At 62.7% G+C, this 13,430-nt stretch carries 9 protein-coding genes and 1 pseudogene; 7 read left to right on the top strand and 3 right to left on the bottom strand.

The annotated features are described in order from the left end of the window. Positions 1-165: 165 nt before the first annotated feature. A pseudogene (locus NKI32_RS11075) lies at positions 166-1,215 on the bottom strand (polysaccharide pyruvyl transferase family protein); the annotation flags it as partial. 294 nt (positions 1,216-1,509) lie between these two features. On the opposite strand from NKI32_RS11075, the gene NKI32_RS11070 reads away from it, so the two are divergent. The 6 genes from NKI32_RS11070 (at position 1,510) to NKI32_RS11045 (ending at position 9,145) form a co-directional block, all read left to right on the top strand. Next, positions 1,510-2,682 (top strand): glycosyltransferase, encoded by a 1,173-nt coding sequence (locus NKI32_RS11070; protein ID WP_023729637.1) that lies wholly within the window; start codon positions 1,510-1,512, stop codon positions 2,680-2,682. A 42-nt stretch (positions 2,683-2,724) separates the two neighbouring features. Beyond that, positions 2,725-3,720, top strand: coding sequence for a glycosyltransferase family 2 protein (locus NKI32_RS11065; protein ID WP_352738834.1), 996 nt, complete (start codon positions 2,725-2,727; stop codon positions 3,718-3,720). Further along, on the top strand, positions 3,717-4,664 hold the full coding sequence (locus tag NKI32_RS11060) for a glycosyltransferase family 2 protein (protein ID WP_352738832.1): 948 nt from the start codon (positions 3,717-3,719) through the stop codon (positions 4,662-4,664). The genes NKI32_RS11065 and NKI32_RS11060 overlap by 4 nt, the downstream gene beginning before the upstream one ends. Continuing rightward, positions 4,654-5,604, top strand: coding sequence for a glycosyltransferase family 2 protein (locus NKI32_RS11055; protein ID WP_023668796.1), 951 nt, complete (start codon positions 4,654-4,656; stop codon positions 5,602-5,604). Before NKI32_RS11060 ends, NKI32_RS11055 begins: the two co-directional genes overlap by 11 nt. A 75-nt stretch (positions 5,605-5,679) precedes the next feature. Further along, the gene (gene galU / locus NKI32_RS11050; protein WP_023668795.1) at positions 5,680-6,576 is read left to right on the top strand and encodes a UTP--glucose-1-phosphate uridylyltransferase GalU; all 897 of its coding nucleotides are present in this window, start codon (positions 5,680-5,682) and stop codon (positions 6,574-6,576) included. Positions 6,577-6,766: 190 nt separating this feature from the next. Beyond that, complete coding sequence (locus NKI32_RS11045; RefSeq protein ID WP_353002613.1) at positions 6,767-9,145, top strand: polysaccharide biosynthesis tyrosine autokinase; 2,379 nt, start codon at positions 6,767-6,769, stop codon at positions 9,143-9,145. 89 nt (positions 9,146-9,234) lie between these two features. On the opposite strand, the gene NKI32_RS11040 is transcribed toward NKI32_RS11045, so the two are convergent. Next, positions 9,235-9,936 carry a metallophosphoesterase family protein gene (locus tag NKI32_RS11040; RefSeq protein ID WP_245260639.1) on the bottom strand — a complete coding sequence of 234 codons (702 nt, stop codon included), beginning with the start codon at positions 9,934-9,936 and terminating at the stop codon, positions 9,235-9,237. A gap of 71 nt (positions 9,937-10,007) precedes the next feature. Next, the gene (locus NKI32_RS11035) at positions 10,008-11,915 is read right to left on the bottom strand and encodes a propionyl-CoA synthetase (RefSeq protein ID WP_353002612.1); all 1,908 of its coding nucleotides are present in this window, start codon (positions 11,913-11,915) and stop codon (positions 10,008-10,010) included. Positions 11,916-12,133: 218 nt separating this feature from the next. On the opposite strand from NKI32_RS11035, the gene NKI32_RS11030 reads away from it, so the two are divergent. Then, the gene (locus NKI32_RS11030; RefSeq protein ID WP_245261372.1) at positions 12,134-12,931 is read left to right on the top strand and encodes a DUF2259 domain-containing protein; all 798 of its coding nucleotides are present in this window, start codon (positions 12,134-12,136) and stop codon (positions 12,929-12,931) included. Positions 12,932-13,430: the final 499 nt, after the last annotated feature.

The raw sequence follows: 13,430 nt of genomic DNA, 5'->3' as shown, positions 1-13,430 counted from the left end.
GAGCACGGCCTGAAGGCTTGTCTTGCGATAGCGGTCGAGATTTCCCGCAAATCGGCCGAGCTTTTCGCGCGCCTCTTCGGGCGTCACGGTGTCGATGTCGAGCAGCACATCGTCGACACCGATTCGCTTGGCCACTTCCTTGGTTTTGAACTCGTAGGCGATCGGCAGCACCGGCGTGCCGACGCAAAGCGACATGATCATCATATGCATGCGCGTCGCGACGACGAAGTCGAAGCCCTTCACCAGCGCCATCAACTGGTCCGGCGTGTGGAACGAAGCGTCCACTGTCACGTGGCTGGCGATCTCAGGATCGAGCTCGGCAACGATGGCCTGTGCGGTCTTGGAATCGTCATGGGCATATTCCGGCACGCCCTGACACGTGGAGACGAAGGTCACCTCCTTGCCAAGGTCCCTGACAAGAATTGTGGCGATCTCGCGGACCGAATCCAGATAGCGGCGCATGCCGCCCTCACCGTCGCTGACGTAGTTCCAGTGGCGGACCGAAATAGCGACGCGGCCCGTCGACGCCGGCGGCTGGCTGGAAGCGAGACGCTTGCGGATCCTGTCGGTATCGGCCAAGGCGAATACGGCATCGGCCACCACGTGGCACTTTCCGAGATCCTTCACCAAGTCCCGGATATGGGTCCGCGACCGTTCGTCGCGCAACAGGATGAGCGGACTGCGGTCAAAGATCGGGCCGAGCTCCTGGCGGTTGTAACTTTTGTCGAACGGACCGAGGGATTGCGTGAAGAAGACCGGATCTTTGCCAAATACGGCATCGAGCCTGAACTGATTGAGGCGTCGTTCGAGATTGTAGTTCTCGACGAGATAGGTTCCCCCTGTGGTGACCACCATGTCCGCGTCGGCGTAGATATCGAGACCGCGCCGGTCGCGATGGCTGAAAAAATTGCCTAGCGCGCTGCTGCCAAACCAGCGCAGGGCCTGGAGAACGAGCCGATTGTAGATCGGCTTGAACCGGTCCCTCAGCCCGCTGCCATTCTTGTATCGGAACAGGGATTCCGACAGCAGCTTATGAAATTCGAGGTCGGGATAATCCGTCTTCGGATAGAGTCGTTCCGCAACCTCGGGCTGGCTGTCGAAGACGGCAAACCGCACGTCGCCTTGCACGATCGTCTTGAGAATGTGGCGGATCGCCAGCAGAATCGCCGCATCCCCGGTATTCAGGCAGACTGTGTTTTCAACGACGATCTTCATGGGATACCTCATTTCGTCAGCAGATTCCGCGGCGTGGCCTGCGGTGCCTAGGACGGGCATGGTGACCGAAAATACCCACGCCAGGACGATCCCGATGCGGCTCGCGTCACAATCCATCGCTGCATCGGGCTGGGTGACCAGCCAGAGCGGCGCTCAAGCCCGACGGAGGGTAACGCATCAATTTTGCAGTGCAACAAAAAACGTGCACTTATGCTACGGCGCACCAAAAATGTTGCGATGCAGCAAAAGCTGGGTTAGCATTCCCGTGGGTGGGCCAACAGCGGTCGAGTTTTCATGCTGCATGTCTTGTACCTTGTGCACGATGTTTCCGACCCGGCGGTGCGCCGGCGGATCATAATGCTCAAGGCAGGCGGCGCGCGGGTCACGTTGGCCGGCTTCCGTCGGACCACAAATGCTGTTCCCGACGTCGAGGGGCTGCAGCCGGTCGACCTCGGCGCGACGCGTGACGGCCGATTCGGCCAGCGTCTGGCGGCGGTCGCCAAGGCGGCGCTGTCGATAGGCTCGAAGCTTGCGGCGATGCCGAAGCCCGACCTCATCATCGCGCGCAATCTGGAAATGCTGGCGCTGGCCAGGCGCGCCAAGGCCGCCTTTCGCGGCGGCGTGCCGATCGTCTACGAATGCCTCGACATCCATCGCCTGGTGCTGCGCAATGACATGCTGGGCAAAGCACTGCGCACAGCGGAGCGTTATCTCGCCCGCGACGTGAAGCTTCTGGTGACAAGCTCACCGGCCTTCATCGCCAATTATTTCAAGCCGTTCGGGCAGGTCGCCGCACCGGTGGAACTGGTCGAAAACAAATACTTCGAAACCGCGCCGATCGCCTTGGATGACAGGTCAAAGGCCGAAAACCCTGCAGCACCCCCGTGGCGCATCGGCTGGTTCGGCGCGCTGCGCTGCCGCCGCTCGCTGGAGCTGCTGGCCGACTTCACGCGCCGTCAGGGCGGGCGCTTCGAGGTCGTCCTCCGGGGCCGTCCGGCACTCTCGGAATTCCCGGATTTCCATGCTTTTGTCGAGGCCGAACCCTATCTCTCCTTTCGTGGCCCCTACCGCAACCCGGAAGACATGGCCGCGATCTACGGCGAAGTGCATTTTTCCTGGGCGATCGATTTCTTCGAGGAAGGGCAGAATTCGGAATGGTTGCTGCCTAACCGCCTCTATGAGGGCTGCCGCTTCGGCGCCGTACCGATCTCGATGGGCACTACCGAGACGGGGCGCTTTCTCAACCAGCAGGACATTGGCATCCTGCTTTCCGATGCCACGCCCGAAATCCTGGAAACCGCGCTCGGCCGCATGGACCAGGAGCACTTCGGCAAGGCCAAGGCGCGTGTGCTGGCCCGCAACCCACGAACCTGGAGTTACGACCGCAGCGACTGCCGCGCCTTTGTCGACAGGCTGCGCGGCCTTGCGGTTGCCCCTGGTTCGTTCGCCACCGAGGCACTGGCCTGAAGGATGACCAATGACAAAAGTGCAGTTCATGGAAAGGCGCCGATGACGCAAACCGAAGCGCTGCCGCCAAGCCTGATCGTCATTCCGTGCCTGAATGAGGCAGCCCATATCGGCGCGTTGCTCGAGCAGCTCAGGCCGGCAGCGCTAAGGCTCGGCGCCCGCATCGTCGTTGCCGATGGCGGCAGCACCGATGGTACTTTGGCCATTGTCGAAGAGGTTGCGGCCAAGGACCCTCAGGTCGTCCTCCTGCACAACCCAAAACGTATCCAGAGCGCGGCGATCAATCTCGCCGTCGCCAGCCTCGGTGACGGCGCCGAATACCTGATCCGCATCGATGCCCATGGCGGCTATCCCGCCGATTATTGCGACCGGCTGGTCGAGGAGGCGCTCGCCACTTCAGCCGATTCGGTCGTCGTCTCGATGCTGACCAGCGGCAGCGGCGCGGTGCAGAAAGCGGTCGCGGCGGCGCAGAATTCCAAGCTCGGCACCGGCGGCTCCAAGCATCGGCACTTCTCGGCCGGCGAATGGGTGGACCATGGCCATCACGCGCTGATCCGGATCTCGGCCTTCACCGCGGTCGGCGGCTATGACGAGACCTTCAGCCACAATGAGGATGCCGAACTCGACTACCGCCTGCGCCAGGCTGGCTACCGCATCTGGATGAGCGGCAAGACGCAGATGGTCTACTATCCGCGTTCGTCGCTGAAGGGCCTGTATTTCCAATATCTCGGCTATGGCCGCGGCCGCGCCAAGAATGTGCTCAAGCACCGCATGATCCCGAAAGTTCGGCAGATGATCCCGCTGCTGGTGGCGCCGGTCGTCCTTCTCGCGGTATTTTCCTTTATCCACTGGCTGGCGGCGGTGCCGCTGCTGGTCTGGGCTTCGGTCTGTCTGGGCTACGGCGCTGTGACCGCCATCAGCCAGCGCAATCCCAACAATGTGCTGGCGGGCATTTCGGCGATGGTCATGCATTTCGGCTGGTCGCTCGGGTTTTGGCTGCAACTGCTCGGCTCGCGATCGCAGCGCGGGGTGGCATGATGGTCGCCGACAGCCGCCGAATCGACATCTGCGTCTGCACGTTCCGGCGGCCGGAACTGGCCGACACGCTGCGGTCGCTCGCTGCCATGGATATGCCTGCCGGTTTCGGCATCGGCGTCATCGTCGCCGACAATGACGACGAGCCGACCGCCGAGCCGCTGGTGACCGCGCTGGCGAGCGAATTGAAGCTCCTGGTCCACTACCGGCACGCCCCGGCGCGCAACATCTCGGTCGCCCGCAACGCCTGTCTTGATGCCAGCACGGCCGATTTTCTCGCCTTCATCGACGACGATGAAACCGCTTCCCGGCAATGGCTGGCCGAACTGATTGCTATCGCGGAGACAAGCGGCGCCGAGGCCGTGCTCGGTCCGGTGCGGGCGCTCTACCGCCCGGATGCGCCGGACTGGATGCGCAAGGGCGATTTCCATTCGACCTTGCCGGTCTGGGTGCAGGGCGAAATCCGCACCGGCTACACCTGCAACGTCCTTTTGAGGATGAGCGCCGACAGCTTGCGCGACCGTCGTTTCAGCCTGGCGCGCGGCCAGAGCGGCGGCGAAGACACCGAATTCTTCGACCGCATGGTCAAGGCAGGCGGTCGAATCGCCTTTGCGCCGGAGGCGTTGGTCGAGGAAGTCGTGCCGCGTTCGCGAGCCGCTTTCGACTGGCTGCGCCGCCGCCGCTTCCGCTTCGGTCAGACGCATGGCCACCTTGTTGGCCACAATGCGGGCGCAGTCCGTCGGGCGAAGGAGGTCGGCCTCGCCTCGGCCAAGGCCGCCTATTGCTTCGGCATGGCGGCGTTGACTGCGATTAGCCCGGTCCGCCGCAACCGCAGCGTGCTGCGCGGCATCATGCATGTCGGCGTCGTCAGCGGCCTGGTCGGTATCAGCGAAATTCGCCAATACGGACTGTCTTCCCCGCAGCAAGGAGCCAAGCGTGCAGCCTGACGTCTCCTTTGTCATCGCAGCCCACAATGCCGCGGCCACGCTCGACCGGGCGATCGCAAGCGCCATGGCCCAGCGCGATGTCAGCGTCGAAATCATCGTCGCCGATGACCAGTCGCGCGACAACACGCTCGACGTCGCAAGAGCCTATCCAAAAGATGTCGTCAAAGTGGTTGCGCTGCCGGCAAATCGTGGCCCTGGCGGCGCCAGGAATGCCGGCCTCGACCTCGCCACAGGCCGCTGGGTCGCGGTGCTCGATTCCGACGATGCCGTCCTGCCCGGGCGGCTCGCCGCCATGATCGCGCGAGCCGAAAGTGCGGGCGCTGTAATCGCCGTCGACAACCTCCAGGTGGTGCGCGAGGACGGCATTGCCGAAGCGACGATGTTTCCCGCCAAATATCTGGAGGGCCTGCGTGAAATCACGCTCGCCGACTACATCGCTGGCAACATCGTTTTCGAATCCACGTTCAACCTTGGCTATCTCAAGCCGATCTTCCAGCGCCGTTTCCTGATCGAAAACGGGCTTCGCTATGATGAAAGTCTGAGCATAGGCGAGGATTACATCCTGCTCGCCAACGCGCTGGCCAAGAGCGGAAAATGCGTCGTCGAGCCGACGACCGGCTATATCTACCACATCCGCACGGGCTCGATCTCGCGCGTGCTCGAGCTTCACCATATCGAGGCGATGCGCAAGGCCGACGCGGTCTTCGCCGAGACCAATTCCATGGACGCTGCTGCTGCGGCCGCCTTCGCCAAACGCGCCCGCAGCCTGCGCAAGGCGGCATCGTTCCTGTCGCTGGTCCAGCACATCAAGGCGCGTTCGCCGTTGAAAGCGATACGCACCGCGCTAAGTGATCCGGCGGCTGTCAGGCACATGTCGATGCCGATCGCCGTCCGCCTCAAAAGGGTGGCGGCGCAGTTTGCCGTCGGCGCGGAGAGGTAAGGAGGGCGAGTACATGAAGACGTTTGTTCGTGGCCTGCAACAGGCTGAAATCGATCTGCTCAGAAGGAATTTGCGATGAAGAAAATCAGGAAGGCAGTCATCCCTGTGGCGGGGCTTGGAACACGGTTCCTGCCGGCAACCAAGTCGATTCCGAAGGAGATGCTGCCCGTGGTCGACCGGCCGGTCGTCCAATATGCGGTGGACGAGGCCTTCGAAGCCGGCATCGAGCACATCGTGTTCGTCACCGGCCGCAACAAGGCTGTCATCGAGGACTACTTCGACCTGCACCCCGAACTGATTGGAACGCTCGAACAAACCGGCAAGAAGACCCAGCTGGAGGCGCTCGAAAGCATGCTGCCCGTGGCCGGCGCCACCAGCTTCATCCGCCAGCAGTCGCCACATGGTCTCGGCCATGCGGTGTGGTGCGCACGCGAAGTCATCGGCGACGAGCCCTTCGCGCTGCTGCTCCCCGATATGGTGTCGTTCGGCCGCCGAGGTTGCCTGGCTGAAACAGTCGATCTCTATCAGCAGACCGGCGGCAATGTGATCGCCGTCGAGCGCTGTGATCCCAGTGAGACCAGCAAATACGGCATTGTCGGGCGCGGCGCCGAGACAGGCAGCGGCTTCGAGGTGACGGCCATGGTCGAAAAGCCGGCGCCGGCCAATGCGCCGTCGAACTACTACATCAACGGCCGCTACATCCTGCAGCCCGAGATCTTCTCGCTGCTGGGCAACCAGCAGCGCGGCGCCGGCAACGAAATCCAGCTTACCGATGCCATGGTGCGGCTGGCGAAAAGCCAGTCTTTCTTTGCCCAGCCTTTCAATGGCCGCATGTTCGACTGCGGCTCCAAGGAAGGCTTCATAGAGGCGACCATCGCCTTCGCGCTGGCGCGCGACGACATGAAGGGACCTGTGCTGGAAATGCTGCAGGCGTTCGTGCGGTCGCATGAGCGTCAGGAAGTGGCCGCATAATGCCCATCTTTCGAGGGCATATGCGTTTGGACGATGGCGCGGCTCATGCCTGCACGCCTGGCCGCTCAGGCCCGGCGCCGGATGGCATGAAGCTTGCGTTGCATATCTTGCCCCCGATCTCCGCAGCTTCGGACGAGGTGGGACCTGACCCGTCTCGCTCCGGCGCCTGTAACCTAGAATTGGATCGAAGATGAATTATGCCAGCTTTCCTCTCGACAAGAGGATGCCATTGCCCAACCCCGATCAGGAAAAGGGTGAAGACTTCATCGACGTCGAGCGCCTGCTTGGCATGGCGGCGCGTCAGGTCAAGGTGGTGGCGGTCTGCGCCATCATTGGCCTGTTCCTGGGGTTGCTCTATCTGCAGACCACGCCCAAGCAATACATGTCGGTCGCCAGCGTGCTGATCGACGAAGGCCTGAACAAGGTCATCGACGACATCTCGGCTGCATCCGTCACCATGCAGACCGACGCCGCCCTGCTCAGCCAGATCGAAATCATCACCTCGGCGCGGCTGGCCTCGGTGGTGGTCGACAAGCTGAAACTCGACCAGAACGCAGAGTTCATGAACCCGCCGCAATCGGCGCTGGTCAAGGGCATCGGCTTCGTGCGCGGCGTGATCGGCTATTTCCGCTCAAGTTCCGCCGAGCAGATTCCCGGCATGGAAAACGTCGATGAGGCGACACGCCAGGCCATGATGCAGACGGCGCGCCACGACTATGCCGTGCTGAAGCTGCAGAGCGAGGTGCTGGCGCAGCGCAACGGCCGCTCCTATGTGCTCGCCATCGGTTACCAGTCGACCAATCCGGCGCTCGCCACCGCCATCACCAAGGCCTATGCCGACGCCTATCTCGCCGACCAGCTCAATGCCAGCTTCGACGCTACCGAGCGCGCTGCGGTCTGGCTGCAGGGCCGGCTGACCGAGCTTCGTCAGAACTCACAGGCGGCCGCTATGGCGGTCGAGAAATTCAGGGCCGAGCATGGTCTGGCCGCCAACAGCGACGGCCAGCTGATCAGCGACAAGCAGATTGCCGATCTCACCGCGCAACTGATCGTCGCGCAGGCCGATACGGCGCGCGCCAGCGCCCGCTACCAGCAATACAAGACCATCGTCGAAAGCGGCTCGGACAATGCCTTCAACGATTCCGCCATCTCAAGCGATCAGCCGGCAAGCTCGGTCATTGCAACGCTCAAGACCCGCTATCTCACAGTGGCCAAGCGGCTGCAGGATGTGACGGCCAATTTCGGCGCCGACCATCCGCAGGCGGTGGCGCTGGCCAAGGAAAAGGCCGATCTGTCGACCCAGATTTTCGGCGAGTTGAAGCAACTGACCGAAAGCTATCGCAATGAATATGAAGTCGCGCTTTCACGCGAGACCTCACTGAGGCAGAAGATCGCCGACGCGGCCGGCAAGAGCTCCATCGACAACCAGAGCCAGGTCAAACTGCGCGAACTAGACCAGCAGGCGCAGGCGCTGACCACGCTCTACCAGACCTTCCTTAGCCGCTACGAGGAGGCCTCGCAGCAGCAATCCTTCCCGGTCGGCAAGGTCCGCATCATCTCGGATGCCTCAACGCCGCTTTCCGCCTCAAGCCCGCGCACCTCCAGGGTGCTGGCGCTGTCGCTGGTGCTTGGCGTGCTGCTTGGCGCCGGCTTCGGTGGCCTGAATGAGTTCAACGAGCGCTTCTTCAGGACCGGCGAGGACATTCGCGATCGCGTCGGCCTCAAATTCCTCGGCTATTTGCCGATGATCGGCGGCAGGCTCGGCAAGGACGCCGACGGCGGTGCGGCGGATGCCAAAGGCGCCAACACATTGTCGGCGACCGAGAAACGGGCGCGCATGCGGGTCAGCGTCGATGCGCCGGCATCGATGTTCTCCGAAACGCTGCGCAACGCCAAGATCGCCTTCGACGTCGTCATGGAAGGGCAAGGCAGCCGGGTCATAGGCGTGGTCTCGGTCCTGCCCGGCGAGGGCAAGTCTACGGTCGCCGCCAATCTCGCCGGATTGCTGGCCGCCAACGGCTCGAAGACGCTTTTGATCGATGCAGATCTGCGCAATCCTGGCCTCAGCCGCAACCTCGGCATGGAGGCCGAGCAGGGATTGATGGAAGCCGTGGTCAACGGCCAGACCTGGCAGTCGGTCGGCAAGGTCGACCGCCAGACCAAGCTGGCGATCATCCCGGCCGTGCTGCGTGGCCAGTTCTCGCATACGAGCGAGCTGCTGTCATCGGCCGGCATGCGGCGCTTCATCGACAACGCCAAGGAGACGTTCGAGTACATCATCGTCGACCTGCCGCCGCTCGGCCCCGTGGTCGACGCCAAGGCGTTTGCGCCGCTGGTCGACGGCTTCGTGCTGGTTGCCGAATGGGGCCGCACGCCGCGCGCCATGGTGCGCTCGCTGCTGGAGCAGGAACCCTACGTCGCAAGCAAGGTCGTCGGCGCCGTGCTCAACAAGGTCGATCTGAAGAAGCTGCCGAAATACGGCTCGCTCGGCGGCTCGGAAAAGTTCTTCGACCGCTATTCGACCTACTATCTGGAGAAATCGGACGTGCGGGCCAAGACCGCCGCCTGAACGGAGCGCGATCCTGAAAAGGAGCGTGATCCGGAAAAGCGGATCCGGTTTTCGGAAAGGATCACGCTCAAACGAAGAAGCACGGCAGGTCAGGAAAAGATCAGCTTGCCGAATTTACCCGCGATCCTGAGCGCTGTCAGCCGGCCGCTTTGAAAGGCGCCGGTGTCGATGCCGAGCCTTCGCCCGTCAAGCTTGGGGATATCGACCGGCGTGTGCCCATGCACCACAAAGCGGTCGAGCAGATGGGCGGCGTTGAAGAACTCGTCGCGGATGTTGAGCAGGTCCTGCTCATCCTGTGCGACCAGGTCGATACCCGGCCTGATGCCGGCATGGACGAAAACGAATTTATCCGAACAGAGCAGCACCGGCAGGCTGCGCAGAAAGTCGATATGGCTGGCCGGAATGACTTCCTTCACGCGCCGGTCGACCTCGTCGCTCGAGGCATAGAGGCTGGCAAGCCGCGCCGGATCGACCCCATAGGAAAACAGCGTCTCGCGGCCGCCGACCGCCAGCCAGCGGTCCCGCGACAGATATCCGTCGAGATAGTTCAGCATCGCCACTTCGTGGTTTCCCGCCAGGCAGACGCGCAGGAACCCTGTTGGCGGTAGCGCCAAGACATGGTCGAGCACGCGCGCCGATTGCGGCCCGCGATCGATATAGTCGCCGAGCATGACGATAATCTTGCGGCCGCGAAATTGCAGCGCGTCGAGCTGGATCTTCTGCTCCAGCGACAGCAATTCCTTGTAGCAGCCATGCACGTCGCCGATCGCGTAGACGACGGTGTCGTCCATATCCATTTCCAGGCGCTCGCGCGGCGCCGGCCGGGGAGGTCTGGACCGCTGAAACAACGCCACTGGGGCCGTCAGACCCCGATGCCGCGGGCTTTGAGCGCCGCGGTGATCTCGTCAAGAATGGCGGGATCGTCGATGGTCGCCGGCATCGTCCATTCTTCCTTGTCGGCGATCTTCTGGATGGTGCCGCGCAGGATCTTGCCGGAGCGCGTCTTGGGCAGGCGCTTGATCGTCACCACGGTCTTGAAGGCGGCGACCGGGCCGATCCGTTCGCGCACCAGCCCCACGACCTCGGCTTCGATGGCATCGATATCGCGGGCGACGCCGGCGTTAAGCACGACGAAGCCGAGCGGTATCTGGCCCTTCATCTGATCGGCGATGCCGATGACGGCGCATTCGGCGACATCGGGATGCGCTGAAAGCACCTCCTCCATGGCCCCGGTCGACAGCCGGTGTCCGGCGACATTGATGATGTCGTCTGTGCGCGCCATGACATAGAGGTAGCCGTCCTCGTCGATCATGCCGGCATCGGCCGTCTTGTAGAAGCCGGGAAATTCCTCGAGATAGGCTCGCCGGAAACGCTCGTCGGCATTCCACAGCGTCGGCAGGCAGCCGGCCGGCAGCGGCAGTTTCACCACCACATTGCCAAGCGTGCCGCGCGGCACTTCATGGCCGGCATCGTCGAGCACGCGAATGTCGTAGCCCGGCATCGGCACGCCGGGCGAGCCGTATTTCACCGGCAGCAGGCCGAGGCCCGCCGGGTTGATGGTCATCGGCGAGCCGGTCTCGGTCTGCCACCAATGATCGACCACCGGCACGTTGAGTTTCTGCTCCGCCCATTTGATGGTTTCCGGGTCTGCGCGTTCGCCGGCCAGGAACAGAGTGCGGAATTTCGACAGATCGTATTTCGGCACGAATTCGCCCTTGGGGTCCTGCCCCTTGATGGCGCGGAAGGCCGTCGGCGCGGTGAACAGCGCGACCACGCCGTGTTCTGCGATCACCCGCCAATAGGTGCCGGCGTCGGGTGTGCCGATCGGCTTGCCCTCGAACAGCACGCTTGTCGCACCATGCAGCAGCGGTCCGTAAACGATGTAGGAATGGCCGACCACCCAGCCGACATCGGAGGCCGCCCAGAATACTTCGCCCGGTCTGACGCCGAACTCGTTTTCCATCGTCCATTTGAGCGCGACCATGTGGCCGCCATTGTCGCGCACGATGCCCTTAGGCTGGCCGGTCGTGCCGGAGGTGTAGATGATGTAGAGCGGGTCGGTGGCGAGCACCGGAACGCAATCGACGTTGGCGCCCGCGGCGCGCTCGCGGGCAACGGCGTCGGCAAAATCGATATCGTAATGCTCCCTCAGATCGCAGCGCAGCTGGTCGCGCTGCAGGATCAGGCAGGCGTCCGGCTTGTGGCGGGACATTTCGATCGCCTTGTCGAGCAGCGGCTTGTAGGCCACGACACGTCCAGGCTCCAGGCCGCAGGACGCGGAGATGACCAGCTTCGGCTTGGCGTCGTCGATGCGGATGGCGAGCTCGTGCGAGGCAAAGCCGCCGAACACCACCGAATGCACCGCGCCGATGCGGGCACAGGCAAGCATCGCGACCGCCGCTTCGGCCACCATCGGCATGTAGATGATGACGCGGTCGCCTTTGTGAATGCCGCGGTTCTTGAGCACCGAAGTCAGCGCTACCACTTCGCGCTTCAATTCGGCATAGGTGAATTTCTTGACCGTGCCGGTGATCGCGCTGTCGTAGATAAGTGCGATCTGGTCGGCGCGGCCGCTTGCGACATGGCGATCGAGAGCGTTGAAGCAGGTGTTGCAGCTGGCGCCGTTGAACCAGCGCCCGTAAACGCCCGCCTTGGCATCGAAGACGCTGGTCCACGGCGAATACCAGTCGATCGCCTCGGCGGCAGCGGCCCAGAATTGTTCCGGGTCGCGTTTCCAGCCGTCATAGACCTCGTGGTAGCGTGACGCCATTCATCCCTCCTCGGGAAAACTCTCTATCTTGCAATAGCCTATGCGGGTTTTCCCGGCCACGTCTTTCCCCAAATGCCATGTCTTTCCCGAAATTTGGGGCTTGGCCGATCTCGCCTTGGCCATAAATTGCAGGCACCATGGCCGGGTTTGAAATCGGGGCAGGGCGCGCAATGACGGTACGATACGGGGTTGGATCTGCCGTTGGAGCAGCGCTGCTGTTGACGATCGTTTCCGCCGCCCAGGCCGGCGATGCCGCCGCGCGGCGCATCATCGGCTTTTCCCCCGACGGCAAATATTTCGCCTTCGAGCAATATGGCGAGCTCGACGCTGCCGTTTCCGGCTGGTCGCAGATCGACATCATCGAAACAAGCACAGACGAGTTCGTCGGCGGCAAGCCGATCCTTGTCCTCGACGAATCGGAAGAGGCGACCACGACGGTGGAGCAGGCACGGGCGCAGGCCGCAAAGCAGGCCGCGCCAATCCTGGCCAAATACGGCATCGCCGAGCGCGGCACGCGCACGGCCTCCGACAGGTTCACCTTCCCGGATGACACGGTCGAGTACAACGACATTTCCCGCCTCGAGCAGGCCGCGCAGAAATGGCTGTCGCCGTTCTATGGCGAAACACAGATTTCGACCATCCAGCTCGATGAGATTTTGGCCGACAGCAAGACGGACTGCTCGGCAAGCTTTGATGACGCCAAGCCAAGCGACCAGGCTCTTCCGAGCGACAAGACACTTCAGGGCGAAAAGAAACTTCAAGGCGCCAAGACGGGCAAGGCGCGCGGCTTCCGCCTGTCGCTGCAGGGGCAGGACGGCAAGCCGTTCAAGGTGCTGCACGAGGACAAGGCCGTGCCGGGCTCGCGCAACTGCCCGACTTCCTACAGCCTGTCGGAATCCTACGAATACACCCCGCCCGGCAGGCCGGCGGTAGTGGCGGTGCTGGTGCAGCGCTTCAGCCAGGGCTTCGAAGGACGCGACCGCCGCTTCATCGCCGTAACCGGCCATGCACGCTAAGCCGCGGCCCGTCTTGTGGCAGGCAGAAAAAGCTCATGCGCCCGGAGAAAGCAGGGCGTTCGTGTCGGATATCAGGTCTTAAAGCGGCAAGGCCGCCAGCATCAGCCCGACGCCACCCGCGATCAATATGGCGGCTGCCAATGCTTTTCGATGACGTTCGAACGCGGTCGGAGCCCGCTCCCAGTTGTAACGCATACCCAATGCTCTCCCAAAACCCCGCGACTCCATAGCTTACTTTAGGTAAGAAAAGCAAGACCTTGACCCTGCGAGATAGCTGGCTTGACCGTTTGCGGCGGTGATTCCCAGCTGCAATCACCGACTATTTCTGGGGTGCTTCCCTGTTCTCAGGCTCTGAATGATGTGGAAGTTACCACAATCTGAAATTGGATGTCTCCATTAGGCTTCGGTTGCCTGTGTCGTGAGGATGGTGGCGTTGCCGGATTGCCACAGAACGGTCAGGCCGGCCTGTTCTCCCTCTCGTCCGCGCAATGGACAGACC

This window comes from Mesorhizobium sp. M0761 (genome assembly GCF_040320205.1).
Lineage (GTDB): Bacteria > Pseudomonadota > Alphaproteobacteria > Rhizobiales > Rhizobiaceae > Mesorhizobium.
This window is presented reverse-complemented; position numbering and strand designations above follow the sequence as displayed.

Excerpts from the sequence above, each read along its gene's own strand:
- NKI32_RS11045 (WP_353002613.1), top strand. The coding sequence starts at position 6,767 with ATGAATTATGCCAGCTTTCCTCTCGACAAGAGGATGCCATTGCCCAAC.
- NKI32_RS11070 (WP_023729637.1), top strand. The coding sequence starts at position 1,510 with ATGCTGCATGTCTTGTACCTTGTGCACGATGTTTCCGACCCGGCGGTG.
- NKI32_RS11040 (WP_245260639.1), bottom strand. The coding sequence starts at position 9,936 with ATGGACGACACCGTCGTCTACGCGATCGGCGACGTGCATGGCTGCTAC.
- NKI32_RS11035 (WP_353002612.1), bottom strand. The coding sequence starts at position 11,915 with ATGGCGTCACGCTACCACGAGGTCTATGACGGCTGGAAACGCGACCCG.
- NKI32_RS11060 (WP_352738832.1), top strand. The coding sequence starts at position 3,717 with ATGATGGTCGCCGACAGCCGCCGAATCGACATCTGCGTCTGCACGTTC.
- galU (WP_023668795.1), top strand. The coding sequence starts at position 5,680 with ATGAAGAAAATCAGGAAGGCAGTCATCCCTGTGGCGGGGCTTGGAACA.
- NKI32_RS11065 (WP_352738834.1), top strand. The coding sequence starts at position 2,725 with ATGACGCAAACCGAAGCGCTGCCGCCAAGCCTGATCGTCATTCCGTGC.